The 25,946-nt window shown below is 43.7% G+C and carries 23 protein-coding genes; 13 read left to right on the forward strand and 10 right to left on the reverse strand.

The genetic code is table 11. The features are described 5' to 3' along the window. Positions 1 to 11 precede the first annotated feature (11 nt). Positions 12 to 1,901 carry a HEAT repeat domain-containing protein gene (locus XZ46_RS13850; RefSeq protein WP_008051269.1) on the forward strand — a complete coding sequence of 630 codons (1,890 nt, stop codon included), beginning with the start codon at positions 12 to 14 and terminating at the stop codon, positions 1,899 to 1,901. A gap of 198 nt (positions 1,902 to 2,099) precedes the next feature. Here the strand turns inward: XZ46_RS13850 and XZ46_RS13855 are convergent, their stop codons facing one another. After that, positions 2,100 to 2,594, reverse strand: a complete 495-nt coding sequence (locus XZ46_RS13855; protein ID WP_008051271.1) for an SgcJ/EcaC family oxidoreductase — start codon at positions 2,592 to 2,594, stop codon at positions 2,100 to 2,102. An 823-nt stretch (positions 2,595 to 3,417) separates the two neighbouring features. Here XZ46_RS13855 and pruA point away from each other — a divergent pair. Next, positions 3,418 to 6,396 (forward strand): L-glutamate gamma-semialdehyde dehydrogenase, encoded by a 2,979-nt coding sequence (pruA, locus tag XZ46_RS13865; RefSeq protein ID WP_008051273.1) that lies wholly within the window; start codon positions 3,418 to 3,420, stop codon positions 6,394 to 6,396. Between the two features lie 54 nt (positions 6,397 to 6,450). Here pruA and XZ46_RS13870 read toward each other — a convergent pair whose 3' ends face one another. Both XZ46_RS13870 and XZ46_RS13875 read right to left on the reverse strand, forming a co-directional pair. After that, complete coding sequence (locus XZ46_RS13870; protein ID WP_008051274.1) at positions 6,451 to 7,500, reverse strand: anthranilate phosphoribosyltransferase family protein; 1,050 nt, start codon at positions 7,498 to 7,500, stop codon at positions 6,451 to 6,453. An 85-nt stretch (positions 7,501 to 7,585) separates the two neighbouring features. After that, a complete protein-coding gene (locus XZ46_RS13875) occupies positions 7,586 to 8,581 on the reverse strand; it encodes a LysR family transcriptional regulator (RefSeq protein ID WP_008051275.1) in 996 nt (331 codons plus the stop codon). A gap of 109 nt (positions 8,582 to 8,690) precedes the next feature. Here XZ46_RS13875 and XZ46_RS13880 point away from each other — a divergent pair, with 109 nt between their 5' ends. Further along, positions 8,691 to 9,152, forward strand: a complete 462-nt coding sequence (locus XZ46_RS13880) for an SRPBCC family protein (RefSeq protein WP_006670478.1) — start codon at positions 8,691 to 8,693, stop codon at positions 9,150 to 9,152. Next, positions 9,136 to 9,324, forward strand: a complete 189-nt coding sequence (locus XZ46_RS13885; protein WP_035759523.1) for a CPXCG motif-containing cysteine-rich protein — start codon at positions 9,136 to 9,138, stop codon at positions 9,322 to 9,324. Before XZ46_RS13880 ends, XZ46_RS13885 begins: the two co-directional genes overlap by 17 nt. On the opposite strand, the gene menD is transcribed toward XZ46_RS13885, so the two are convergent. Continuing rightward, positions 9,321 to 11,063, reverse strand: coding sequence for a 2-succinyl-5-enolpyruvyl-6-hydroxy-3-cyclohexene-1-carboxylic-acid synthase (menD, locus tag XZ46_RS13890; RefSeq protein WP_048895095.1), 1,743 nt, complete (start codon positions 11,061 to 11,063; stop codon positions 9,321 to 9,323). The genes XZ46_RS13885 and menD overlap by 4 nt on opposite strands. A gap of 193 nt (positions 11,064 to 11,256) precedes the next feature. On the opposite strand from menD, the gene XZ46_RS13895 reads away from it, so the two are divergent. From XZ46_RS13895 to XZ46_RS13905, 4 genes are all read left to right on the forward strand, one after another. Then, a complete protein-coding gene (locus XZ46_RS13895; protein WP_006625300.1) occupies positions 11,257 to 11,592 on the forward strand; it encodes a DUF565 domain-containing protein in 336 nt (111 codons plus the stop codon). Between the two features lie 13 nt (positions 11,593 to 11,605). Further along, on the forward strand, positions 11,606 to 12,643 hold the full coding sequence (locus tag XZ46_RS13900; RefSeq protein WP_008051278.1) for a hypothetical protein: 1,038 nt from the start codon (positions 11,606 to 11,608) through the stop codon (positions 12,641 to 12,643). A 263-nt stretch (positions 12,644 to 12,906) separates the two neighbouring features. After that, positions 12,907 to 13,080 (forward strand): hypothetical protein, encoded by a 174-nt coding sequence (locus tag XZ46_RS35420; protein ID WP_008051279.1) that lies wholly within the window; start codon positions 12,907 to 12,909, stop codon positions 13,078 to 13,080. 167 nt (positions 13,081 to 13,247) lie between these two features. Further along, the gene (locus XZ46_RS13905) at positions 13,248 to 14,348 is read left to right on the forward strand and encodes an RNA-guided endonuclease InsQ/TnpB family protein (RefSeq protein WP_008051281.1); all 1,101 of its coding nucleotides are present in this window, start codon (positions 13,248 to 13,250) and stop codon (positions 14,346 to 14,348) included. A gap of 1,004 nt (positions 14,349 to 15,352) precedes the next feature. On the opposite strand, the gene XZ46_RS13910 is transcribed toward XZ46_RS13905, so the two are convergent. Further along, positions 15,353 to 15,805, reverse strand: coding sequence for a pentapeptide repeat-containing protein (locus XZ46_RS13910; protein ID WP_199325023.1), 453 nt, complete (start codon positions 15,803 to 15,805; stop codon positions 15,353 to 15,355). On the opposite strand from XZ46_RS13910, the gene XZ46_RS13915 reads away from it, so the two are divergent. Further along, positions 15,774 to 16,364: a YraN family protein gene (locus XZ46_RS13915; RefSeq protein WP_008051284.1), complete on the forward strand. Its 591-nt coding sequence runs from the start codon at positions 15,774 to 15,776 to the stop codon at positions 16,362 to 16,364. The two genes, XZ46_RS13910 and XZ46_RS13915, sit on opposite strands and share 32 nt — an antisense overlap. Before the next feature lie 42 nt (positions 16,365 to 16,406). Here XZ46_RS13915 and XZ46_RS13920 read toward each other — a convergent pair whose 3' ends face one another. Further along, on the reverse strand, positions 16,407 to 16,796 hold the full coding sequence (locus XZ46_RS13920) for a hypothetical protein (RefSeq protein ID WP_006670471.1): 390 nt from the start codon (positions 16,794 to 16,796) through the stop codon (positions 16,407 to 16,409). A gap of 327 nt (positions 16,797 to 17,123) precedes the next feature. On the opposite strand from XZ46_RS13920, the gene queA reads away from it, so the two are divergent. Continuing rightward, positions 17,124 to 18,251, forward strand: a complete 1,128-nt coding sequence (queA, locus tag XZ46_RS13925; RefSeq protein ID WP_006625292.1) for a tRNA preQ1(34) S-adenosylmethionine ribosyltransferase-isomerase QueA — start codon at positions 17,124 to 17,126, stop codon at positions 18,249 to 18,251. A 58-nt stretch (positions 18,252 to 18,309) separates the two neighbouring features. Here queA and rpmF read toward each other — a convergent pair whose 3' ends face one another. Then, positions 18,310 to 18,486: a 50S ribosomal protein L32 gene (gene rpmF, locus XZ46_RS13930; RefSeq protein ID WP_006618712.1), complete on the reverse strand. Its 177-nt coding sequence runs from the start codon at positions 18,484 to 18,486 to the stop codon at positions 18,310 to 18,312. Positions 18,487 to 18,619: 133 nt separating this feature from the next. Beyond that, positions 18,620 to 19,123: a 2TM domain-containing protein gene (locus XZ46_RS13935; protein WP_008051289.1), complete on the reverse strand. Its 504-nt coding sequence runs from the start codon at positions 19,121 to 19,123 to the stop codon at positions 18,620 to 18,622. Between the two features lie 139 nt (positions 19,124 to 19,262). On the opposite strand from XZ46_RS13935, the gene XZ46_RS13940 reads away from it, so the two are divergent. Continuing rightward, positions 19,263 to 20,411, forward strand: a complete 1,149-nt coding sequence (locus tag XZ46_RS13940; protein ID WP_006625289.1) for an AAA family ATPase — start codon at positions 19,263 to 19,265, stop codon at positions 20,409 to 20,411. A 288-nt stretch (positions 20,412 to 20,699) separates the two neighbouring features. Beyond that, a complete protein-coding gene (locus XZ46_RS13945) occupies positions 20,700 to 22,613 on the forward strand; it encodes a methyl-accepting chemotaxis protein (RefSeq protein WP_228116339.1) in 1,914 nt (637 codons plus the stop codon). Positions 22,614 to 22,668: 55 nt separating this feature from the next. Here the strand turns inward: XZ46_RS13945 and XZ46_RS13950 are convergent, their stop codons facing one another. Further along, positions 22,669 to 23,517 (reverse strand): alpha/beta hydrolase, encoded by an 849-nt coding sequence (locus tag XZ46_RS13950; protein WP_006670466.1) that lies wholly within the window; start codon positions 23,515 to 23,517, stop codon positions 22,669 to 22,671. A gap of 147 nt (positions 23,518 to 23,664) precedes the next feature. On the opposite strand from XZ46_RS13950, the gene XZ46_RS13955 reads away from it, so the two are divergent. Then, on the forward strand, positions 23,665 to 24,369 hold the full coding sequence (locus XZ46_RS13955) for a RibD family protein (protein WP_006625286.1): 705 nt from the start codon (positions 23,665 to 23,667) through the stop codon (positions 24,367 to 24,369). A 37-nt stretch (positions 24,370 to 24,406) separates the two neighbouring features. On the opposite strand, the gene XZ46_RS13960 is transcribed toward XZ46_RS13955, so the two are convergent. Then, positions 24,407 to 25,477 (reverse strand): RNA-guided endonuclease InsQ/TnpB family protein, encoded by a 1,071-nt coding sequence (locus tag XZ46_RS13960; protein ID WP_008051293.1) that lies wholly within the window; start codon positions 25,475 to 25,477, stop codon positions 24,407 to 24,409. Between the last annotated feature and the right edge of the window lie 469 nt (positions 25,478 to 25,946).

Consider the following 25,946-nt stretch of genomic DNA (forward strand, 5'->3'; position numbering starts at 1 on the left):
GGAGATTACCTATGGACCTGATTAGTTTACTGATTATGTTAATTATTGGCAGTTTGGCTGGGTTGGGGGTCAGCTATACTGTGTTGGAGCGTCGCCTGACCGAGCAGAGAGAAGAATATGAGCGACAAATTCGCCTCTCGGCTGAGGAATTAGAAAAAGCCCATCAAGTCAGGATTCAGGAAATGGTCCAGTCCCTAAGAGATGATTACGATCGCCAACTGCGAGAGATGACAGAAACGCTCAAACAAGAACAGGAAGCTGAATTGACAAAAAGCAATGAATCCTTAACTCAATATTATCAGTCCCATATTGAGCAGCTTACCAACCAGGTACAAAGCCGTGAGGAGGAACTCCAGGAAGCTGACCAGCAGTTGAGAGGGTATCAGCAAGAGTTGGGAAATTTGATGGAGGAATTACATAGCCGTGAACGCCAGGTTGAGGAATTGAATGAGTTTTTGACTTCATATCAGACTCAATTAGAAGAGGTCAATCAAGACTTACAAGCCAGCCAAAGTCGCATCAATGAAATGGGTGAGTCTTTAACAGGCTATGAAACTCAACTTCATGATATGGATGGGGATATTAGCGAAAGTCAAGACCGCACTCAGCAGATGGCAGAATATATCGCGGGCTATGAGAACCAACTGCAACAACTTGAGCAAGACAACTATACTACCAGAGAGGAAATTCGCGAAACCATCGAAAATATCCGACAGCACAGTGAACAAGAAATTCAGAAGCTACGCGCTGATCTTGAACAAGATCAGGAGACTCGGATTCAAAATGCTATTGATAACCTGGAAGAACAATATAATGATGAAATTCGCGCGGGTACTGAACAACTGGTGCGAGCTATGCAGTCTCAAACTGAGCAGATGATAAAGTCGCTGCATGAGCGTTTGGAATTTTTGCCTGAGTTGTTGGCAGAAAGTGAAGCGGAAGCAGCTAGAGAAGCGGCTACAGAAGAAGAGACACTAGAAGAGACGGAAGTCGCGGAAGTGGCGGCAGAGGTGGCGGAAGTGTCGGAAGAGGTAGAAGAATCAGTGATGGCTGATGGTTTAATGGTCTCGGAGATACCGACAGAAGCGGCTACAGAAGAAGAGACACCAGAAGAAACGGAAGTGGCGGCGGAAGTTTCTGAAGAGGTAGAAGAATCAGTGATGGCTGATGGTTTAATGGTCTCGGAGATACCGGCAGAAGCTGCTACACCAGAAGAGACACCAGAAGAGACGGAAGTGGCGGCGGAAGTGGCGGAAGAGTTAGAAGAATCAGTGATGGCTGATGGTTTAATGGTCTCGGAGATACCGACAGAAGCGGCTACAGAAGAAGAGACACTAGAAGAGACGGAAGTGGCGGCGGAAGTGTCGGAAGTGTCGGAAGAGTTAGAAGAATCAGTGATGGCTAATGGTTTAATGGCAGTAGATTCGGTTAAGCCTCCTCTCAATCTGAAAGTTACTGGACATAGCAGCCATGAGAAGGAAGACTTGCTGATAGCGATCGCTAAAGTAGGAGAGTCACAAAACCTCTCAGCTATTGCTAACCTGGTTGGCTATACTCGACACGCAGATACAGAAATACGCACTCAATTGGCCGCGACTCTGGGTAGACTAGCAAGCACCCATGGCTTACGTCCAGAAATCCAACAAGCGATTCCTACTTTAACTCAACTCAGCCAAGATAGTAGCGCTCAAGTGCGTCAAGAGGCAATTTATGCTCTGGGTATGATTAAAAGCGATCGCGTGATTCCCATACTTAAACAGGGTTTGCGAGACCCCGATCCGTCTGTAGTGCAAGCGGCTAGTATGGCTATGGAGAAATTTAAGTTTTATCCCCAAACGGATAAGCAAGCCAAACCGATCGCGTCTGTTTTTCAGAAACCGGAGGATGGCTCGAAAGGTTGATAGTTCCCGATACATGGGAGGTTGACTCAAAGGCTGTACAGACAAGGCTTGCCTTGCCTGTACACTCTCAGAGGGTTAAATTTCTGGAGCATCGGCTATCAAAAGCTCATATTTAACCATCTTTTATGGGTGTGATATCAATGATTATCAAGGGATGGCTAGATACACCAGAATGTAGAAGGCAATTTGATGGGAAGCCTAATTAGCTACAGTTTCTGGCATTAAGGATGAATGGTGATGATCAATTAACCATTCACCATCCTTATAGACATAAACATAGGAAAAGCGGGCTACTGCTTCGGTGGTTTGTCCTTGGTCATCTGTAAATGTAAAGGTATAAACTCCCACGTCATGAGCCTTGTTACAACCAATGGCAATAGTCCTGCTGTTAATCACTCCTTGGGGGTTATTTGGCAGAAAGTCCACAAAATATTCTCTAATACTTTCATGGTCGGTGCGGGGAGTGTTGGAAATGGTTGGCAGTAATACGGCTGTGGGGGTATAGTTAGCTACTACTTGATCAGGATCTAGGGTGGCGAGGGAACTATTCCAGCGATCGAACAATGCTGCAATTTCGGCTTCGGTGACTTCAGCGCAGGCAACTTCCCCGGTTTCAGCCACTGGAGCGCAACCTGACATGGTAGCTGCTAAAAAACTAGCAGACAGGGTGGAACAAAAAAGTTTTTTTATCATCGGTTAATCACCAGATATCTTAAAGAAAGATAACAATAAACTAATTGATGATAACACAAAATTACTGATTTGGAATAAAAAACCAAATTTTTTATGACAAGCTATTTTACGGCTAATTTCATCTGGTTTTCCTCAAAATAGGGTAAGGTGCCCCCGACCCTAATTTTAGAATAAGGGTGATTTTGGGGGTACATGAGCATTTTTATAACAGACGTATCCCAAAAGTTAGTCCCATTAATGCAATAGTGGGAACTTCTGGGAGGGATGGAATCCAGATAAAAATCAATGGTTTTGATTTTATCATAGATTTGGAGATTGGGGAAAATTTGATGACTCAGGCGGGGGTTTGGGACTGATTTAGTGGCGATCGCATGATTCGCATGATTCGCATGATTCGCATGAGTAAGGGTGACTATGGCGGTGTGGGTAGAGAGGCGCTGAATTGGTGAGAAACCTTAGCTTAATCAGGGTTGGGCGATTTGGGGCGGATGTCAAACGGCAGATTTAAATGGAGTTAAGAGGGGGAGGGGTTGGGGAATCTCTCAGTCGCCCCAAACCAGGGATAAAGGCGGGTGAATGGTGGCTCCTGATTCATGATAAAATTAGTGGGCAGAGGGGGGATTTTACGAAAAATGGGGGAAGATCATGAAGATTTTGGCGGCGCTTCTCGCCCTAGGAGTTGAGGCTCGGCTAGACCCCAGAAGATTAAATCTGTCCCTTTGGGGGTAGATCGCCGTAACCCAAATCGTGAGGTTTGGGAGTCCCCGTCCGTTTGAGGGCGGGTCTGATATCAATGTTCACCATTTCTGATACTCAATAACCTGTGGTTGCACAACTATCTAATAATACCTACGAACCCAAAACCCAAGAAATCGCCCGAGAACTTCTAGCGGCGACCCAACAGAAAAAACAATCTCTGTTTGGTAAAATCCAGGACCAGATGCGTATTGATGACAAAATCCTGGACTGGGCGATGTCTAACCCCGGTTTGCGGGTGCAATTGTTTCATTTTATCGACTGTTTACCGGCGCTGCGGAGTAAACCGGAAATTGCGGCTCACCTTCAGGAATACCTGACGGCGGAAGAGGTGGAACTCCCGGACTCGCTGAAAAAGCTGCTTAATTTTGCTAACGCTGACTCGGTAGCTGGGAAAATGGCAGCTACGACAGTAGCCCCTGCTGTAGAAACGCTGGCTCAGAAATATATCGCGGGGGCGGATATTCCGCAAATTATCAAAACTCTGGAAAGGTTGCGTAAAGATAAACTAGGTTTTACTGTAGACCTGCTAGGAGAGGCGGTGATTACGGAAACGGAAGCGGAATCGTATCTGAATAGTTACTTGGAATTAATGGAAAAACTGTCGGCGGCGGCGCAGCGGTGGTCAACAGTTCCCCAAATTGATGAAGCGGACGGAAACCCTATTCCTAGAGTACAGGTTTCGGTGAAATTGACGGCTTTTTATTCGCAGTTTGACCCGCTTGATGCTAAGGGAAGTGAGGAGAAAGTAAGCGATCGCATCCGCACTTTATTAAGACGGGCGAAAGAAGTTGGGGCGGCGGTGCATTTTGATATGGAACAATACGCCTATAAGGACCTAACTTTAAGCATCCTCAAAAATCTGTTAATGGAAGAGGAATTCCGCGATCGCACTGATATCGGTGTCACGGTTCAAGCCTACCTACGCGATAGCGCCAAAGACCTAGAAGGCATTATTGAATGGGCAAAATTGCGGGGATATCCGGTGACGGTTAGACTGGTAAAAGGTGCTTATTGGGACCAGGAAACTATCAAGGCGATGCAAAATGACTGGCCGCAACCAGTATTTAATGATAAGGCTGCGACTGATGCTAATTACGAAAGGCTGACCCAATTAATGTTGGAAAATCACGCCTATATTTATTCTGCTATCGGTAGCCATAACGTCCGTTCCCAGGCGAAAGCGATCGCTATAGCGGAAACCTTAAAAGTACCCCAACGCGCCTTTGAGATGCAAGTTCTCTATGGTATGGGAGACCAACTTGCCAAACAATTGGCGGCTAAAGGTTATCGAGTGCGGATGTATTGTCCCTATGGTGAACTACTACCAGGGATGTCTTATCTAATTCGGCGACTGTTAGAAAATACGGCTAATTCCTCTTTTATTCGCCAAAGTTCAGAACAGCGACCTTTAGAAGAACTATTAGCGCCTCCTGTTGGTGATAATGATAGCACAATTCACCAGACTTGGAAACCTGTATTTCCTAATGCGGCGGATAGTGATTATGCGGATGCAATTATTCGCGATCGCGCTTTGGCTGCCTTGGGAAATGTGCGATCGCAGTTGGGTAAAACCTACTTACCTCTGATTAATGGTAAATGGGAAAATACAGAGAATTTTGTGGATTCCGTTAACCCGGCTCAACCTACGGAAATAGTCGGCAAAATTGGTTTGGCTAATATTGAACAAGCGGAAAAAGCGATCGCTGCTGCTAAAGCTACATTTCCTAGCTGGAAAAAGACCCCCGTTAGCCGACGCGCGGCTGTATTACGGAAGGCGGCAGAATTGCTAGAACAACGTCGCCATGAATTATGCGCCTGGATGGTGTTTGAGGTGGGGAAAGCCCTATCTCAGTGTGATGCGGAAGTGTCGGAAGCTATTGATTTTTGCCTTTTTTATGCGGCGGAAATGGAACGGCTAGACCAGGGTTATATTTATGATACAGCCGGGGAAAGCGATCGCTATTCCTATCAACCTCGTGGTATCTCCTTAGTCATTTCTCCCTGGAATTTCCCCCTAGCTATTCCGGTGGGGATGACTGTCGCTTCCTTAGTCACGGGAAATTGTACCCTGTTAAAACCTGCGGAAACTTCTGCTATTATTGGTGCGAAAATTGCCCAGATTTTGGTGGAAGCTGGGGTTCCTGATGGCGTGTTTCAATTTATCCCTAGTAAGGGTTCAACCGTGGGGGCTCATTTAGTTAAACATCCTGATGTTCAGATGATTACCTTTACAGGTTCTCAGGAAGTGGGTTGTTGGATATATGCAGAGGCGGCGATTTTGCGACCAGGACAAAAACACCTTAAACGAGTAGTGGCGGAAATGGGTGGCAAAAATGCCATTATTGTTGATGAAAGTGCAGACCTTGATCAAGCGGTCGGGGGAGTTGTTTATTCCGCTTTTGGTTATACGGGTCAAAAATGTTCTGCTTGTTCGCGGGTGGTGGTTTTAGAACCTGTTTATGATGTGTTTGTGTCGCGGTTAGTGGAAGCGGTGCGATCGCTTAATGTGGGTGATCCGGCTGATCCTAGTACCTTTGTGGGTCCGGTGATTGATCATAACGCCCAAACCAAGATTAAAGAATACATTGAGATGGGTAAACAAGAAGCAGAAATTGCGATCGCATTAGATGCACCATCTACCGGGTATTTTGTCGGTCCGACCGTGTTTGTTAATGTTTCTCCTACTGCGAAAATTGCCCAAGAGGAGATTTTTGGTCCGGTTTTGGCGGTGATTAAAGCCTCAAATTTTGATGAGGCGATCGATATTGCTAACGGGACTAATTATGCTTTGACTGGGGGTTTGTATTCTCGCACCCCTTCTCATATTCAGAAGGCTAAGGCTGATTTTGAAGTGGGAAATCTCTATATTAACCGGGGAATTACCGGGGCGATCGTTTCCCGTCAACCCTTCGGTGGCTTTAAACTCTCTGGTGTCGGTTCCAAGGCGGGGGGACCTGATTATCTCCTGCAATTCTTGGAACCTCGCACTATTACGGAGAACATCCAGCGACAAGGTTTTGCACCTATTCAAGGGGTGGATTAATTACCTTGACAAATGGGGCATTATGCCCCATAATTAAACCATTGGTATGGGTGGTTATAAACTGTTGGCGATCGCTTCTAATTTCTGGGCTACCATCCCTTGAGTTAGTAACTCCTGCGCGTGTTTCAGACCTGTTTCTATGTCCGCACAAACTCCCGCACACCACAGATAAAAACCCCCATTCCAAATGGCAGCCTGCATTAACTCTCCCGGTTCCCCCTCCAAGACAGCCTTGATATTATTAATCAGTTCATCTAGGGAATTAAGAGGAACTTCTTTCCCCCCATAACCATAATCATGGGGATGCAATAACAGACGTTCAAAAGTCGAGGTTTCCGGGTTGTCTATACTGGGGCGGTTGATGCCGATAATACAGGTGCGATCGCGGGGTAAATCGCAACTACCTTCTAATCCCTTAACCGTGATAAATTGCCGCTGATTTCGCAATTCTAGGGCGGTTCGGAACATTGATTCCGTGGGGGGGTGAACATAGCCACAGGCGATAGTTGCATCTCCTAAATAGGGAGACCACATTAACTCTAATGTAGCAATAGGCGGACGTTTCCCAATTTCTCGGCGGGGTCCAACTAGGTTCATGGCTAGGGGAAAATGGGTGGGAAGATGAATAAATCCTAAATCTGTCGTCTGGAAGATTTCCTGCATTCTAATTAGGCTAATTCCTTCCCAATTTATGCCTAATTGTTGCCAAATTTCATGTAAACAAATACCCTCTTTGGTCGGCATTCGATCGCCTCCATGTAAAATGGTTGGGACTCCGGTGGCGCTGAGAATTAACCCGGTGAGAATGGTCATGGGAACAGTACGCGATCGCCCATCATAGGGATGAGTTAAAATCATCGGAGGACGCACAGCATTAGTTAAATGAGGTCCTAATTCTGCATAAACATCTAGCATTCCCGCCAATTCTTCTCCCGTGGGTCGCCGAATGCGGTGGGCGATTAAAAAAGCCCCTACCTGTACGGGTGTTGCTTCTTGCTGTAACATCATGCGTAAGGCTTCGGCGGCTTCTTCGCGAGTTAGGGCTGCGCTGGTGTGGGTTCCGCTTCCCACTTTTTTCAGTAATGTTCTAAAGCGATCGCTCATTTAAGTTGCTGTTGTGGTAGTGAACAGAAGAGAAAACCAGTATAATCGAAAGCGGATACCTTTAGGAATTGTTAGCTATTTGATGTTAACCAATTAAGCATTTTATCCCCAATTCTTCCAACTCTGAGTCTACCTCTGGGGGGATTAATTCGTGTACCAATTTCCAGAAATATTGTATGGGGGGAATTTGCAGGCGATCGCGACTGGTGACAATGGCAACCTCCCGAGTCCAACCCAAGTCAGATCCACCACTATAAAAGGAACCTGATTTAGTATTTATAGTCCCTTCAAAAGGTGCGATCGTTCTAATCGCTAAACTGCTATCCGTCGCCGCTTCTACTAATGCTGAACGTGGTAACAGTGCAATTACTTCTCCCTGACGGACTACACCCCGAAAAGCATCCAGTGTATTTAACTCTAAAACCGCCTTGAGAGTAGCGCCAGCTTGAGCAAATCTTTCCTGTACTAAACGCTGCATTCCATAGCCATCTTTAAATACCACTTGAGGATAGATAATTAACTCCTTCCAAGGAACATGATTATATCGCGCCAGGGGGTGATTTTTTGCCATTAATACTTGTATCGGTTCTTTATAGAGAATATCCACCAATAAATCGGAACTAGCCGTAAAAGCCCGATTATTCATGACAAGTGCCACATCAACCAATCCATCTTTTAGCACTTTTAAAGCGCGATCGCTTCCTAATGATGTTACCCGCAATTGTACATCAGGATAAGCATAGCAAAACTTTTGCAAAACTGGGGGGAGATAAGACGCACAAAGGGAGTGAATAGCCGCCACGCATAATTCCGCCTGCTGTCCCGCTAATAATGACGCTAATTCCTGTTGGGCATTTTCCCAAGCCTGACAAATTTTCCGCGCATAGGGCCAAAACCTTTCACCTCCTACCGTCAATTTAGCTTGGTTGCTACGGTGAAATAGGGGTAAACCCAGTTCCGTTTCTAGTCCCTGTACCTGGCGACTAATCGTTGATTGCGTCACGTTGCACTGGACTGCTGCTTTTTGAAAACTTCCGGTTTCGGCAACAGATAAAAAGGCTTGAAGTTGCTCTAAACGCATAGAAATTGGGGTTTTAATATGGCAACGATAGCATGGGTTTCATCTTAACCAATTTCTCGATATAATTTGGTAAAAATTGCTACAACTTTTGATTTGGTATGGTGTTTTTATGCTGCACTTTCAATACTCGTCCCTAATTAACGCCCCCGTTGATGTGGTTTGGAATTTTCACGGCCGATCTGATATCCTGGAGTTGCTGACCCCACCTTGGCAACCTGTGGAAATTATCCGCCGGGAAGGGGGTTTACAGGTGGGGGCTAGATCGGAATTTCTGCTATCTCTTGGTCCAGTTTCGGTGCCATGGGTGGCGGTGCATACTGAGTGCATTCCTTACCAACTGTTTACTGATGAACAGCAACAGGGTCCCATGGCTATTTGGGTACACCGACACCAATTTTCGGAGGTGAATAATCGCACTCGGTTAACTGATGCGATCGCTTTTAGTTTACCAGGTGGCTCCGTGTTTGACAATACCTTGAGTTGGTGGGTTTATTCCCGTCTTCAAGATATGTTCCGCTATCGCCACGATGTTACTAAACTTGAGTGTGAAAATTATGCAAAATACCGCTGAATTTACCTGCGCCTATTGTGGCGAAAGTAATGTCACATTTATCGATTTTAGTGCGGGAGGTCAACAGTCTTATATTGAAGATTGCCAGGTTTGTTGTCGCCCGAATCTTCTTTATATCAGCATAGACGAAGATACATTAGAGATAGAAATTTTCACCGAATACGACGGCTAAAACCTCCATGATATTTCGCGGATTTTGTCCGCCAATTCTTGGTGCAATTCTTGATTTTGTTTGCGGTTAGTCTGCACTTCAATAATCGCCGAAGTTTGGGAGGCGATCGCCTGTTGATAATCTTTCACAAATTCCTCTGGTGTTGGGGGTGAGAAATAGTTGAGATTAAATAATTTGGCAGCCTGGTCAAATTGGAGATTGTGGGGAGTGGCGAAGTAGTTTTCAAATACATCATTAAATTTAGCAATGGGTAAAAATGAAAATATCCCGCCCCCATTATTATTAATCACTATAATCCACAGGGGATGATTCAGGGAATTAACCATAGATAAAGAGTTGAGGTCATGGAGGAATGCCAAATCGCCAATTAGCAGAGTTGTGGGAGTATTTAAACCCTGACAAAACCCAGCAGCAGAGGCGATAATTCCATCAATGCCGCTAGTCCCTCGGTTGGCTGCTATTCTGACTGAATTTCCCCCATAAATTCCATATTCATCCATATCTCTAATCGGCATACTATTGGCTAAAAATAAGCCACTGTCGGCGGGGATATGCTGGGAGACTAAATGGGCGATCGCCATTTCATTTAAGGTGGAATCTTTAGTTAAATAGCTGTCAATAGTTGCGCGAATTTTCGCGGACTTTAGCCATAATTTATCCTGCCAATTTTGGCAAATATTCGGATCTAAAAGAGGTGATAATGACTCACATAATTGTTCGATCTTACTTTCAATGCGATGGGAAACAATATGGGCCGGGTCGTGGCGGCTGGGTGAGTCCGTTATCATAATATAGTAACGGGGTGGGTGGGTTTCTAAATACTCTAAAAACCGTTTTGATAAAATGCGATCGCCTATTTGTATCACCGTCTCTAGGCGATCGTCACTCAGCCCTATATCCGTTAAAAATAACTGATTATCAATAGTGTTTCCCAACCTTAAACCTGAACGAATATCCGCAAAAATAGGGAATTGTAGCCTTTTTGCGAATTGTGCAACTGCTTTAATTTCCGACATAGAGTTTAATCTACCAATGGCTAAAACTCCCCTTGTCGTATTATTTAAAATCTTGAATATTTCATTAATAATATGGGCGGATTGTGTGACCATAGGAGTAGGGTAATCCGTCCAAGCCCTACCACTATTTAACCAAGGTTTGAGGGGGAGAGTATAACCCAATGTAATCGCTGAATTAGTCGGGGCGAGGGGTTCGCGGAACATACAATTAAGGTGAACAGGTCCGTGCGATCGCTTGGCACGATAAACAGCTTGATCAATAGTCGTTAAAACAAACGTCGGCGAAATCTTTTCATCAGGACAGGGTATATCAAATTTCCAACGTACATAATCACCATAAAGATTGACCTGATCAATAGTTTGATTAGCCCCCGTTTTTCGCAATTCTGGGGGGCGGTCAGCCGAGATAATAATCATCGGCAAATTATCCGTAGCCGCCTCAATCACAGCCGGGAAATAGTTAGCAGCAGCCGACCCAGAAGTAGAGACCAAAACCGCTGGCTTTCCTGTCGCCCTCGCGTAGCCGATCGCATGAAACGCCGCACCCCTTTCGTCTAAAAAAACTCGCCGTTGCGCTTGGGAATAACGAGCGATCGCCACAGTTAAAGGAGTGGATCTGGAACCAGGAGATACAATAAAATAACTCGCCCCATTGCGAATTAACTCCTCGACAATTAGGTTTCCCCAAAGTATATTAATATTGGGTGCGTCAAACAAATTCAATGGTCAAACCTCAGTAAATTGTCAAAGTGATCATAAAATCCGTTATCTGGGACAAGTGTTATAGCCGACTGGTAGCAAGTTGGGACACCTGTAGACTAACAAATATAGCTGATGCCGGGAGTTGATGCCACAACCGCCGTTATAATACTTTCATCCTACAGTATATTTTACATATCGCTGCCTATAATCTTCTATGCAAAACACTCGTTTAAACAGATTTACTGATGCGATCGCCCAGCAAACCTTGCAATGGTTTCGTAACCCCTGGCGGCGGATATCCGTATTATTGATTAGCCTACTTTTTGGCTTCTTCCTGGGAGTGGCGATCGCCACAATAGTTGGACAAGCCGGAAGTTGGGATGTCACCGTCGCATTTATCACCCTCCTAGTCACCGAATGGATTAGTTGGTTATCTTACCGCAAAGTCCCTCGCAGTGAAATCAATTCTTTATGGCTGGATCTCCTCAACAGTCTGAAAATTGGCATGACTTATAGTTTATTTTTGCTGGCATTTTTACTGGGTTCTTAGAGATTATTCAATCATGATAGAAATTTTACAATCTTTGGCAACTGGTAGCGAACCGCCCCCCGAACATTGGCAACAACTGCTGAGACACGAATTAAATAATCCCGCACACATGGCGGCTTTTGGTATCACTCACGAACAGCTAGAAACTACAATTAAACAACGTTATCAATTAGGGCGATCGCTCCTTAAACATAATCAGGATTTACCGATTCTCTGGGAACAGCTACCCACATTGTGGGAATTTTGGCTACCATTAGCCATGCAATTGTCTCAGTTAAGACAAATTCTTAATCGTCCTTTAGTACAGGGAATCTTAGGCGGACAGGGAACCGGAAAAACTACCACTACAACCGTCATTTCTCGGATTCTCAATCTACTTAACTATCAAGCCATTAGTATTTCTATTGATGATTTATATAAGACTTATGCCGATCGTCAAAGGCTGCGAGAACAAGATCCCCGTTTAATCTGGCGAGGTCCCCCCGGCACTCATGATATTGACATCGGAATACAACTTCTTGACCAACTCCGAAACCCTACACCCGGACAAAAAATAACTATTCCCCGGTTTGATAAGTCTCTCTGGAATGGAGAAGGCGATCGCATAGAACCCCAACAGATAGAAGCACCTGATATCATCTTATTTGAGGGCTGGTTTGTGGGATGTCAACCCGTAGAAGACCAGGCGTTTAATCATCCACCACCCCCTATTAGTACTGATAGCGATCGCCAATTTGCGCGAGAAATTAACCACCAATTAAAAGAGTATTTACCCCTCTGGGAACGTTTGGATAGATTAATAGTTCTCAACCCCGTTGATTATCGCTTATCCAAACAGTGGCGCGCACAAGCTGAACAGGAGATGAAAGCATCGGGGAAGTCGGGAATGACCGACACAGAAATCAATCAATTTGTCGAATACTTTTGGAAGTCCTTACATCCCGAATTGTTTATTAATCCTCTACTAACAGATAGCGATCGTGTCCATTTAGTAGTCGATATTCAGCCAGATCATTCCGTCGGGAGAGTTTATAAACCTGTCCCCAGATAATGGTGATATTTTTACAGCCATCTGTGCTATAGTGAAATTTAGCTAAACTGAGTGCATCTTAGTAGTCGCTAATTTAACTCAAATCCTCGGAAATCAACCCCAATTAATAAGTATAAATACTCACCCTCTAACCATTGATTGATTGATTGAGATAACTTATGAGAGTGACAAGTAATTCTTACCTCAAACCATTGCTTTTTCACTATCCATAATGTGATAATGATTCAAAAGATATCAACCCGATGTGTTAGGAGGGTGTGTTAATGGATAATTATATTGCTTACGGACTTTTGTTAGCTTTGGTAAACGGTGCTATCTGTATCTCCATCCCCGCGTTGATATCTTACACCAAGCGCAAAAGCCATCCCCAAGCCACCCCAGATGATGTCGCCGCCACAATCAACCTGAAAGAACTATTGTCTCAGGAAGCCAACTAGGAGAGCAAGAATTTAATCCAAGATTTGCTTTATATCTTAGGACAATAAGGTACAATACCCCAAAAGATTCGCAACTCAATAATGAGTATACGGTCAAACCCCAGACCATGCCAAATTTCCCTGACGACATACTCATCAAGTTGGATTCTTCATGGTAAAATCCAATCATGCCTTACAAAGCTTTCCGGACAAAACTAAAACTCAATGACCGTCAAGCCACCTTGATGGCCAAACACGCGGGGTATGCTCGATTTGTGTTCAATTGGGGATTACACTTATGGATGTCAGCTTATCAACAGGGACTCAAGCCTAACGTCAACTCCATCAAAAAGGTTTTTACGAATTATGTGAAACCTCAATATCCTTGGATGTCCGAATTGTCTTCTAGAGTTTATCAATATGCCTTCATTAATCTAGGGGATGCCTTTAAGCGCTTCTTCAAAGGAATAAGCAGTTATCCTAAATTTAAGAAGAAAGGCCACCATGATAGCTTTACCCTTGACAATTGCGGCAAACCATTCAAGTTGTCAGGAACTCGCCATAAGCTGCCTTTTGTGGGCTGGGTTTCTACATTTGAGGCACAACCCGAAAGTTGGGTTAAGAAAGTCACCCTAACGCGCCAAGCAGGTGACTGGTATATTAGCTTTTTCGTAGAAATCACGCCAGAAATTACACCGAAATTCCGAGAGAGAATCGGGGTAGACCTAGGAATTAACAATTTGGCGACTTGCTCCGATGGGACCCAATTCTCTAATCCCAAGGCTTATAAAGCAACGACCAAAAAACTAGCTCGATTACAACGTCATTTAAGTCGCAAAGTCAAAGGCTCGAAAAATTGGGCTAAATGTCTCTTAAAAGTTCAAAAGCTACATCAAAGAGTAGCAAACATTCGGCGGGACACCATTCATAAAATAACTACTTTCTTGGCTAAAAACCACAGCCAAGTAGTCATTGAAGATTTGAATGTGTCTGGAATGTTGAAAAATCATGGTTTGGCGGGTTCTATCGCGGACGCCTCATTTTATGAGTTCCGTCGTCAACTAGGTTACAAGGCAGAACGTTATGGTTCAAAGTTGATTATTGCCGATAGATTTTATCCATCCAGTCAACTGTGTTCTAATTGCGGTTATCGTCAAAAAATGCCCCTAGTCCGTCGGACTTTTGAATGTCCAAACTGCGGTCTGGCGATAGATCGTGACTTGAATGCCAGTATAAACCTAGAGTGCGAGACGTTTAGGAGTGAAATAAGGCTGCAATGCCTGAAATAACCTCCTAGAGGGAGTTAAACTAGTCAATCCGGCTGCTACTATAACTAGATTATTAGTTTACCCCTTAAATATATATATGTCCCGACGCTTAGTGAGTTATGACACTAAGCAAGGCAGGGAACTCAGGGTCAATCCCATTCTAAGAAATCGCAATGTTCCATCCAAGTATACTACAAGGAGGAGTATTTAACCCACTTGGGGCGATTATGGGAAAGAGTAAAGGCGGTAGCCACCCCCAGTTTCAGAAATCACAAATCTGGGATTGAAGCGGGGAACGGAAGGCGTGATGTAGAACCTACTACTATAGGCGACCACTGCCAACCATCCATGATTAGGGAAACCGAATGTCCGGCTTGAACCATCGTCATTATACAGCAGCGAAATAGGTTGATACGCTGCGTTCAAAAGAGCAAGGGGAAAAGTAGGGTAATTTTAGCATCACCTACACAGACCTTTAAATGTACCCCGGTGGATAGGACAAATCTAAAGATGGAATGCCCATATATATGGAACGTTTAAACCCCTGTTGGGCTCTCTACGAGTACATCTTGTAGAGTAGTGAAAAGTGTAAGCGTATGCCCATAAGGGGAAAGGATGTGACTGAAAGCCAATGCCTAACTGTAATGGTTGGGATATGCCCACTAGTCACGGTGTGGACATAGAGACTGCGATGATGTAAGAGTGCTTATGACCGAGAGCGAGTTTAAAGACTACGTGGTGTATATAGCTCCTAAAGTTGAAGTCACAAAGCAGGGGGTCGTAACCCTGTTCCTACTGACAATAGGGTGTCTACATCAGGAGCCGTGTGATGTGAAAGTATCAAGCACGGTTTTGAATGGGAGTTGGGAAAGGTGACTTTCCTTTCGACCCCTACCAAAATCGCCGGGTTCCGACGATTACACTTGTGGACGGGGTGCTGCCGACAGTCCCGGACGAAGCAAGAAATAAACATCAAGATCCGGCTATGTCCGGTTTTGTTTAAGTTTTATAGAGCAGAGTTTAATTTAATCGCAGTAGAGAGTCTCGCGGGTATCGCGTCCCGTGACTGGATTTGTACCGTCCGCCACTTCACAAAGCAGTTGTTGCTGATCTCGACGCAACATGACATCAGTAAAATCAGCCCCAGTAATAATCGCCCCACGGAAATCCGCATTGTAGGCGTAGGCTTCCTCCAGCAAAGCATTAGTGAGATTAGCCCTAACTAACCGCGCCGTGTCTAGGGTAGCAAGACGTAAATCAGCAGACTCTAGGTTAATATCCTGCATTTTCGCCCCAAATAGGCTAACTCCCCGTAGGTCGGTATGACTGAAATTGCTACCCTGTAGGTTAGCAAAATCAAACTCGGAGTCCTTGAGGTCCTGTCCTGAGAAGTCCACGCCTATCAGATTGCGTTTTTCGTAGTTTTCCGCGATCGCCACAGTAGGTATGGTAATAGTAGCTATTATTGCCCAACCCATCCCTAAAATTAAAGCGATCGCTGCTATACGCGAGAGAATTGTCCTATTGATTATCCTGGGAAACGAGAAACCCATACCTTTTGATCTATCTATCCAAAAATCTATAATTGAGTTTACTGTAATGTCGCGTCATATAGGAACATTGGGAGAACAACTGGTCGCGCAATGGTTACAACAAACAGGCTGGCGGATTTCATACCATCAATATCATTGTCGTTGGGGAGAAATCGACCTGATTGGTCATCGAGAAACCACCATAATTTTTGTAGAAGTCAAAACCCGCAGTCGCGGAAACTGGGACGCAAACGGTGCTTTAGCCATTACTGTCACCAAACAAGCCAAACTGATCCGAACTGCAGAACACTTTTTAAGCACCCATCCCCATTTCAGCAATCATCCTTGTCGATTCGATGTCGCCCTAGTGAGATGTCAACACCAGAACCCAGCAGCAAAGAACCCGATTAAACCATCATCTCAAATTGTGACACCCGGTAAACCCATCGACATAGAAGCCTATCAGCTTACCCTAGAAGACTATATCGAATCAGCTTTTCCCTGAGCGAAATCGGCGCAACTTCCAGCCCAAAAATCAAGTTAAAGATCAGGCTAAAGCCTCTGGACAATACCCCAGACCCCTAACAAACTGAGTGCGGAATGTTTCAATATCCTCTCGGTTTGGGCTACCATGAGAAACCACCGCCACCTGGTAGCGACGCATCACACTCAAGGGAGATTGTCCCGTTTCCAAGGCCCACAAAGCCATCTGAATGCGAATGTCGGGTTCATAGGGAATCCCCAATTCGTACATAAAAGCCCTAAAATCACCGTGTTGGTGGGGCGTTAAATATTCACTCATCTTAACTTTGACGATCCAGCCGTCAATTTGATGAATCACGGTCATAAACTTGACCGGAAGCTGAGTTTCACCCCTAAGAAAATCAACAACTCTCAGTGTTAAACTCGTATTGGCAAGGTAATATAGATATTCCATTCCGTTTTTCTCCCGCGTCTTGCTGTCTCCCCCACCCGCTTGCAACTCCTCAATGGTCAAGGACTTGTTACCCACTGCTGCGACAGTGCAATAGTTATTAGGGTATCGGTTACTAGGTTTCGAGTGTCGGGTGTTAGGTCTCAGCCAGAGGCTTTCAGAAAAATTCCTTACTCCCCGTTCTGGTGTTCCCTATTCCCTGTTCTGTATTTCCTGTTTTGACAAGGCTATACTTATATCATTGCGGGATCTTACCCCTTTTAATAGGGGGAAAACACCCAATCTGATCTGGGGGATTCTACCCAAGTTTACCCCAGATCAGCGATTTTAGTGTTGGGATTGACAGAAGTAGTGGACAAATTAGATAGAACTTTGCAGGGGTATGACTATGAATTACCTCCCGATCGCATCGCCCAAAATCCAGTAATCCCTAGGGACTCATCCCGCCTGTTAGTGGTGGATTCGCCGCCGTCCCATCAACACCGTTTATTTCGGGATTTACCCGATTTATTGCAACCAGAGGATTTACTGATTCTCAATAATACCCGTGTACTCCCCGCCCGTCTCTACGGTCGCAAGAGTACCTCGGCGGCGATCGAGATTTTATTGCTACAGGAACAAGCCCCAAACTGTTGGTTAGCTTTGGTCAAGCCCGGAAAACGGTTTAAGATAGGCGATCGCCTAGAGTTTCCCTCCAAATCTGGCCGCGAAATACTCTATGCTACTGTTATTGATACCAACCCCGGTACGGGCGGAAGGTTGCTCAAGTTTGAGGTTCCCCAAGGTCAATCTTTGGTTTCCATTTTAGATCAATTTGGCGAAATCCCTTTTCCTCCCTATGTTACTGATTCTCAGGCTGTGGCGGAACAGTATCAAACTATTTATGGGACGCGCCCTGGGGCGGTAGCTGCACCCACCGCCGGGTTACACTTTACAGAAGAACTATTCCAACGACTTTCAGACCACCACATTGATCATGCTTTCCTCACCCTTCATGTGGGGTTAGGGACTTTTCGCCCCGTAGAAGTTGAGGATATTACCACCCACCAAATGCACGCCGAATGGGTGGAATTGCGCCCGGAAACCGTCGATAAAATTAATCAAACCCGCGCCCGTGGTGGTCGCATCATTGCCGTGGGAACTACGGTAGTGCGGACTTTGGAAGGCATAGCAGCCGCCCAAAATTCTCTCGATGGCTGCATTCAACCCTACTGCGGGGAAATTAACCTATTTATTTATCCTGGCTATCGGTGGCGGGTCATTGATGGACTGATTACTAATTTTCACCTACCGCGATCGAGTTTACTGATGTTGGTATCGGCTTTAATTGGTCGCGAAAGACTGATGAAATTATATCAGGATGCCTTAGAACAACCGCCCAATGATTTCGGGAACCGATATCGCTTTTACTCTTTTGGTGATGCTATGTTGATTCTGCCATCAGCCGTTCAAAAATAACCCCAAAGCCGGACATCAACACAAACTGACATCCGGCTTTTGAACCAACATCCCGGGGTTATTCCTCGTCGCCCTCCTCATCATCTGTCGGATAGACGAAACTTGCGGATCGACCTGTAAGGACCGATTTACCTAGGGATAAGGCTTTTTCGGCTTGGACTCTAGCTTTGCGCTTCCAAGTCGCTTTTCGCATATTCCGCTTTGATTTAGAGGTTCGTTTCTTTGGAACAGCCATGACCAGATTAAACTCAAATTTAACAAGACAAACTCTGATTGTATCATATTCGGCGACAATATGGCATCGGCTACCCGGAACCCCCAACCCCAACCCGTCAGCTAAACCCCAATACCCAATTCATTGATAACTATTATGATTGAATGCCCTTAATGACGCGATCGGCAATCATTCCTAGGGAGTTTCCTAGCTGCTTTTTCAGCCGCCATTTGGCAAAGTCTTTATCGTATGCTTCTCCCTGAGTTTGATAGGCTTTCCAGGCTTGCAAACTCAATCCTAGACCCCATAGTAAAGCGATCGTTAAAGCAAAAGCCATACCCTGGGTAGTCACCAGATTTAATAAAATCAGGAAAGAGTTAACGATCGCATATTTAACAGCATCTTGCCGTAATTTTTGCCGACGTTCCTGATTAAATACCTGTTTTTCGGTTAACTCGACTTTCCGAGTCTGCCATTCCAATTCCGCCGCCTGTAAATTTTCGGGGCTAATTCCCAACTCTATTGCCATTTCCTCCAACTGGGTGCGGGTGAGTTCCCCAGTTTCTTGACCGCGTGCCATGGCAATTTGTAAAATTTCCTGGGCATCTTCTTGTTGAATATAAGTGGGACTGATGTTGGTATTTAGATTATTTTCCATAGCCAATGTCTGTATAACTGTTCTCATAACTGCGATTTTAGCAAGTTTTGACTAAACTTGAGCAGTCGCCACCGTCTCCGATTATCCAATCACCGCAGATATATTCAGTTATACTATAGCCAAAATTAAGGTAATTTACATGATCATATCACACATAATCCTGAAAAATTGGCGCAACTTTCGCGCGGTTGAGGTGGACTTATGCGATCGCATATTTATAGTAGGTCCAAATGCCTGTGGTAAGTCTAACTTTCTCGATGCTTTCAGATTTTTAAGGGATTTAGCCAAACCCGGCGGCGGTCTGCAAAAAGCGGTAAGCGATCGAGGTGGAGTTTCTCAAATTCGGAGTCTTTCCGCCCGTCGTTATCCTCATGTAGAAATCGAAATCCATCTATCCCCAGCCAATGGGACAGCACCCCTTTGGAAATACGCCATAGGATTTAAACAGAGGAAAGGTGGGAAAAATGAACCCATTATTGCTTATGAAAAAGTCTGGCATCACCACCAACAAATTATCAACCGACCTGATCAAGATGATCAACGAGATGAGTTAAGACTTACCCAAACATATTTAGAGCAAATTAATGCCAATGCCCAATTTAGAGACATTGCCAAATTTTTAGAATCGATTTTATACCTACATATAATTCCCCAATTAGTTCGCCACCCCGAAGCATTTGCTACCCCCGGACTTTCCGAAGATCCCTTTGGCAGAAATTTTTTAGAAAGGGTAGCCAAGACACCCGAAAAAACTCGCAGATCACGACTCAAAAAAATTGAAGAAGCCCTCAAGTTAGCTGTCCCCCAGTTAAAAAATTTAACTGATACTAAAGATGAAATGGGTGTCCCTCATTTAGAGGCGATTTATGAACATTGGCAACCCCAAGCCGGAAAACAAAGGGAAGACCAATTTTCTGATGGTACATTAAGACTAATTGGACTACTCTGGTCTTTGTTAGAATCGGATTCCTTATTATTACTAGAGGAGCCAGAATTATCATTAAATTCGGGAATTATCAACCAGCTACCTGCCCTAATATATCGACTACAAAGGTCTAAAAAACGGCAAGTTATTATTACTACCCATAGTGCCGATTTACTTTCAGACCAGGGTATTGGTGGCGAAGAAGTTATCTTAATGATACCTAAGCCGGAGGGAACCGAAGTTAAAATTGCTTCTCATGATGACAACATTAGACTGTTATTAGAAGGAGGTTTAACTATAGCAGATGCTGCATTACCTCAGACCGTCCCCCCTCAAATTCAACAACTAAGTTTATTCTCATGATTAAGTTTGTGCAAAAATAATGGCAAATAGAAGGGGCTAAGGTTAATTCTCCTAGTCTAAGGCGGGCTATGGATGTAATCATAGCGTTTCAGCCTACATGGACTTAATACAAACCCATCACTGGGGTGAGCAAATTTTACCAAAACTTTACATATTAAATAAGCACTGGGATAAAGCCAACATAATGGTTATGCTATAATCACAGCAAATCATCACAGAACCCTCAATCCTTAATCAATTCATATAATTATGTTAAACCACCCTCGCCCAAATAAACCAAACTCCCAGTTGACCCCCAAAGGTTCTCTAAGTCAAAAAACCTTATTTCAGATTACTGTATGTACAGCTTTAATCGTGACAGTTAGTGCGATCGCTAATTATATGCAAGCGATATCAGCATTGAGAAATCAGAAATTAACGCAACTAGAAGAGTCTGTGGTGGAAAGAGTAGCCAGAGAACAGCAAATCTTTGATTTAGCGGCGGATAATCATGCTATCCTGAAATCGGAAATTCTGAGGAAATTTGCACAACCAGCCCCCGCCAATTTAGAAGAGGAATTTAATAATTTATTGATCCGATACCCGGACGGCGTTATCCGTAACAACCCCGCCAATTTTGATGGTCAACGACAGGCGGGAGTGTATATTGATAAATCCTTAGAAATCACCCCAGAAATTCGTCGTAAAGTCATTGATTTACAAAGGTTAATCGAATCCTACGGTAGTGCGTGGCATAATCGTTTTGATAGTACCTTCATTATGACCCCGGAGAATATTACTATTGTTTATTGGCCGCAAGTTCCTAATTATGTTCAAGAAGCTGATGCTAACTTTTATATGCCCCAAAAACCAGAGTATTTAGTCGCCACTCCTGAGAATAATCCTCAAAGAAAAACCGTTTGGACTACACCCTATTATGAACCAGTCAGTCAGCTTTGGTTAGTCACGGCTTCAACCCCCGTTGATTATAATGGTCAAACCATAGGAACTCTTGGTCATGACATCACCCTAAATCAGTTAATCGAAAGAACAGTTAATAATCATATTGAAGGAGGATATAACCTAATTTTTAGAGGAGATGGTCAGTTAATCGCTCATCCCGACCTCATAGATAAAATTCAAGATAGCACTACTACAGTTAAGATCCAAAACTTGCAGGATAGTAACTTAATGAATATATTTAAATTAGTGAAAAATGCTCCCCCAAATCAATTTATCATACCTAATTATCAAGATGATCAATACCTAGTTTTTCGCCAAATGCCTGGTCTTAACTGGTATTTTGTTACGGTTTTTCCTCGGTCTATTTTAAGAAAACAATCCCTAAATTTTGTGCTGACAAATATCCTGATTGAAGTGATTTTACTATTATCATTAATGGTCTTAGTTTGGGTGGTTTTAAAACGACAAGTATCGGCACCATTGCAACAACTAATTAATGCGACTCAGAAAATTTCCGCAGGTGATTATAATGTGTCTCTTGCAGATGATAGAGAGGATGAACTAGGTTTTTTGGCTCACTCTTTTAACTTAATGGCTGCGGAGATATCTAATAGAAACAAAGAATTACAAGGAACATTACAAAATCAAAAAATGTTAGTGCATGAAGTCACGATAACTATGAATGAGTTAAACAGTTCAGCTAGGGGTTCGGCTGAACAGGCTTCTAAGGCAGCAGTAGCAGCTAAACAGGTATTATATTTGATTAAAGGTGATCACGAATATGCGGATAGTTATTACCATGATTGTTTACAAGAAACGGTGAATAAACTTGCCGATAAAATCTCGGATTTAAACAATAAGATTGTCCAAATTGGCTTAATATCTACTATGGTCAGTAATTTCGCGAATCAAACTAATATATTGGCTTTAAATGCTGCGGTTGAGGCGGTACAAGCTGACCATAATAGTGGACAAGGATTTAATGTAATCGCGAATGAGATTCGTAAACTGGCTGATCAAAGTAAATCCTCAGCGGCAGAAATTAACAATTTAGTACATGATCTTAAAAAAGCGATGAGTTCTACAGTCCGAGTCACAGAGGAAAGTCAAACCGGATTTAATGAGGTGGTTAATGGGATTAACAGTATAGTAGAAAATTCTCAGACTATTTCTCTCAATATTAATCAGCAATCAGTAGCTATTGAACAGGTTTTAGAGATGATGAATGATTTAAATGTCAATTATGAAATTCCCAGATAAATCGGGTTAAATTGATGGGGCGATCGCTTTTAGACCCATGATAGATAAAATTGTTTTACAGACTTTCCAAAAATTTCTTGATGGTTTCCTGATAGCGATCGCCTCCCATTTCTTTGACATGATTGTGATCAGCATCAGGAATCATCAGCAATTGTTTGGGTTCAGGACAAGCCTGGTATAACTTCTCACTCATACTGGCGGGAACCAACTCATCAGCGGTCCCGTGTGTGAATAAAATCGGCATTTTCAATTCCCGAACTTTCGCAATAGAATCAAATTTTTGATGCAATAACCAATTAATTGGAAAAATTCCATATTGTTTCTTTACCTTGACCATATCGAGGATAGAAGTAAAGGAACTTTCGATAATCAATCCGGCAATTTCTGGGTGTTTGGTCGCCAATTCAATAGCGATCGCACCTCCCAAAGAATGCCCAAATACGACAATTTTATTGGGGGAAATTTGCCGCTCATTAACCAAATAATTAAAAGCTAACTCGGCATCTTCATAAACTTGTTTTTCACAGGGAAAGCGATCGCTACTACAACCATAACCTCGATAATCTATCAACCACACGGAAAATCCCAGATTATGAAATTGTTTGGCATAGCCTAAATTACCACCAATATTACTACTGTTTCCATGCAAATCAAAAATCACCATGTCGGAATCGCCAGGAATCCACCAACCATTAATCTGTTCACTTTCTGATGTGGAATCGGGGAATTTTAACCAAACCTCTTGATATGGCATACCTAACAAATCGGGAGTTTTTTCAATGGTCTTAGATGGGAAAAAAATCAACCGATTTTGAAACCAAAGTAACCCAACACAGATAACGAGATAGCTAACTATAGTCAGGACAGTGATAATTAAGATAGCTTTAGGGAACAATGAAATCATAGAATTAAATCTGATGTCTATTTTCGGAAATTAATGCCGATCTGTAGATCATGGCTAGTATATCTAAACTAGATCTACTGTCTTGCATCTGGTGAGACCCTGTTTTAAGATCACTAATGGCAAGTTGAGAGCCAAAACTAGGCGCTTATGGATGAGATAATTCCAACCACCCGACCCTACACTACTGTTATTTTAGCCATGAGTGCGGATGGCAAAATTGCTGATCCGATGCGATCGCCTGCCAGATTTGGCTCTAATGCCGATATAATTCACCTAGAACGACAAATTGCCCAAGCCGACGCTGTACTGTTCGGAAACGGCACTCTCGCCGCCTATGGAACAGTTTTAAGGGTGTCTTCAACAGAATTGTTAGGCGCGCGGGAAAAAAACGGAAAACCCCCCCAACCAGCTCAAATAGTCTGTTCCGCATCAGGAAAAATTAACCCAACCCTCAAATTTTTTCAACAGCCTGTTCCCAAATGGTTACTGACCACATTCTTAGGGGGTCAGCCTTGGAAACGATTTTCCGACCACTTCGACGAAGTGATCGTCGCTGACGACTCCAATGGAGTGATCACCTGGTCAGAAGCGTTACAGCAACTGAGAGACCGAGGTATACAGAAACTAGCGGTCTTAGGTGGTGGTCAGCTAGTGGCATCTTTAATGGCTTACCATGCGATCGATGAGTTTCAACTCACAGTCTGTCCCCTAATTTTGGGGGGAACCACATCACCCACTCCGGTGGACGGAGAAGGATTTTTATCTCGCTTCGCACCCCATTTACAATTGTTGAGTGTCCAACAGGTAGATGATGAGGTATTTCTGCACTATCGGGTTAAATCTGCTCTATAAAACTTAAACAAAACCGGACATAGCCCGATATTGATGTTTATTTCTTGCTTCGTCCGGGACTGTCGGCAGCACCCCGTCCACAAGTGTAATCGTCGGAACCAGGCGATTTTTCTAAATTTATACTGGCGTTCAAATCTCTATCAATCTTCAGGCCACAGTTTGGACATTCAAAAGTCCGACGGACTAGGGGCATTTGTTGACGATGGCCACAGTTAGAACAAAGTTGACTGGATGGATAAAATCTATCGGCAATAATCAACTTTGAACCATAACGTTCTGCCTTGTAACCTAGTTGACGACGGAACTCATAAAATGAAGCATCAGCGATAGAACCCGCCAAACAATGATTTTTCAGCATTCCAGACACATTCAAATCTTCAATGACTACTTGGCTGTGGTTTTTAGCCAAAAAAGTAGTTATTTTATGAATCGTGTCACGGCGAATATTAGCTACTCTTTGATGTAGCTTTTGAACTTTTAAGAGACATTTAGCCCAATTTTTTGAGCCTTTGACTTTGCGACTTAAATGGCGTTGTAATCTGGCTAGTTTTTGGGTCGCTGCTTTATAAGCCTTGGGATTAGAGAATTTTGTCCCATCGGAGCAAGTCGCCAAATTGTTAATTCCTAGGTCTACCCCGATTCTCTCTCGGAATTTCGGTGTGATTTCTGGTGTGGTTTCTACAAAAAAGCTCATATACCAGTCACCTGCTTGGCGCGTTATAGTGACTTTCTTAACTAGACTGGGTGGTTGTGCCTCAAATGTAGAAACCCAGCCCACAAAAGGCAGCTTATGGCGAGTTCCTGACAGATTGAATGGCTTTCCGGAATTGTCAAGGGTAAAGCTATCATGGTAGCCTTTCTTCTTAAATTTAGGATAACTACTTATTCCCTTGAAGAAGCGCTTAAAGGCATCCCCTAGATTAATGAAGGCATATTGATAAACTTTAGAAGACAATTCGGACATCCAAGGATATTCAGGTTTCACATAATTCGTAAAAACCTTTTTAATGGAGTTGATATTAGGCTTGAGTCCCTCTTCATAAGCTGACCTCCATAAGTGTAATCCCCAATTAAACACGAACCGAGCATAACCCGCGTGTTTGGCCATCAAGGTGGCTTGACGGTCATTGAGTTTTAGTTTTGTCCGGAAAGCTTTGTAAGGGTTATGGTCGAAAGGGAAGTCGCCTTCCCCAACTCCAATTCAAAACCGTGCTTGATACTTTCACATCACACGGCTCCTGATGTGGATACCCCTTTTGACATCGGGAACAGGGTAACGACTCCCTGCTTTTGTGATTTCAACTTTTGGAGCTAAATACAACATCGTAGTGTTTAAACTCGCTTTCGTCGTAAACACTCCTAATTGTCGCAGTCTCTATATCCACACCGTGACTAGTGGGCATATCCTAACCATTACAGTTAGGCATTGGCTTTCAGTCACATCCTTTCCCCTTAAAGGTATACGCTTACACTTTCACTACTCCGCAGGTACATCCTGCCACTTGAGAGCCTAAAAGGGGTTTAAACGTTCCGTTTATACGGGCATTCCATCTTTAGATTTGTCCTCTCCACCGGGG

The sequence above is a fragment of the Limnospira indica PCC 8005 genome, from assembly GCF_000973065.1.
Taxonomy (GTDB): Bacteria; Cyanobacteriota; Cyanobacteriia; order Cyanobacteriales; family Microcoleaceae; genus Limnospira; species Limnospira fusiformis.

Excerpts from the sequence above, each read along its gene's own strand:
- XZ46_RS13850 (WP_008051269.1), top strand. The coding sequence starts at position 12 with ATGGACCTGATTAGTTTACTGATTATGTTAATTATTGGCAGTTTGGCT.
- rpmF (WP_006618712.1), bottom strand. The coding sequence starts at position 18,486 with ATGGCTGTTCCAAAGAAACGAACCTCTAAATCAAAGCGGAATATGCGA.
- XZ46_RS13895 (WP_006625300.1), top strand. The coding sequence starts at position 11,257 with ATGCAAAACACTCGTTTAAACAGATTTACTGATGCGATCGCCCAGCAA.
- XZ46_RS13935 (WP_008051289.1), bottom strand. The coding sequence starts at position 19,123 with ATGGAAAATAATCTAAATACCAACATCAGTCCCACTTATATTCAACAA.
- XZ46_RS13885 (WP_035759523.1), top strand. The coding sequence starts at position 9,136 with ATGCAAAATACCGCTGAATTTACCTGCGCCTATTGTGGCGAAAGTAAT.
- XZ46_RS13940 (WP_006625289.1), top strand. The coding sequence starts at position 19,263 with ATGATCATATCACACATAATCCTGAAAAATTGGCGCAACTTTCGCGCG.
- XZ46_RS13910 (WP_199325023.1), bottom strand. The coding sequence starts at position 15,805 with ATGGGTTGGGCAATAATAGCTACTATTACCATACCTACTGTGGCGATC.
- XZ46_RS13880 (WP_006670478.1), top strand. The coding sequence starts at position 8,691 with ATGCTGCACTTTCAATACTCGTCCCTAATTAACGCCCCCGTTGATGTG.
- XZ46_RS13960 (WP_008051293.1), bottom strand. The coding sequence starts at position 25,477 with ATGGCCAAACACGCGGGTTATGCTCGGTTCGTGTTTAATTGGGGATTA.
- XZ46_RS13900 (WP_008051278.1), top strand. The coding sequence starts at position 11,606 with ATGATAGAAATTTTACAATCTTTGGCAACTGGTAGCGAACCGCCCCCC.
- XZ46_RS13950 (WP_006670466.1), bottom strand. The coding sequence starts at position 23,517 with ATGATTTCATTGTTCCCTAAAGCTATCTTAATTATCACTGTCCTGACT.
- XZ46_RS13855 (WP_008051271.1), bottom strand. The coding sequence starts at position 2,594 with ATGATAAAAAAACTTTTTTGTTCCACCCTGTCTGCTAGTTTTTTAGCA.
- XZ46_RS35420 (WP_008051279.1), top strand. The coding sequence starts at position 12,907 with ATGGATAATTATATTGCTTACGGACTTTTGTTAGCTTTGGTAAACGGT.
- XZ46_RS13915 (WP_008051284.1), top strand. The coding sequence starts at position 15,774 with ATGGTAATAGTAGCTATTATTGCCCAACCCATCCCTAAAATTAAAGCG.
- XZ46_RS13955 (WP_006625286.1), top strand. The coding sequence starts at position 23,665 with ATGGATGAGATAATTCCAACCACCCGACCCTACACTACTGTTATTTTA.
- XZ46_RS13875 (WP_008051275.1), bottom strand. The coding sequence starts at position 8,581 with ATGCGTTTAGAGCAACTTCAAGCCTTTTTATCTGTTGCCGAAACCGGA.
- XZ46_RS13870 (WP_008051274.1), bottom strand. The coding sequence starts at position 7,500 with ATGAGCGATCGCTTTAGAACATTACTGAAAAAAGTGGGAAGCGGAACC.
- XZ46_RS13920 (WP_006670471.1), bottom strand. The coding sequence starts at position 16,796 with ATGGAATATCTATATTACCTTGCCAATACGAGTTTAACACTGAGAGTT.
- XZ46_RS13905 (WP_008051281.1), top strand. The coding sequence starts at position 13,248 with ATGCCTTACAAAGCTTTCCGGACAAAACTAAAACTCAATGACCGTCAA.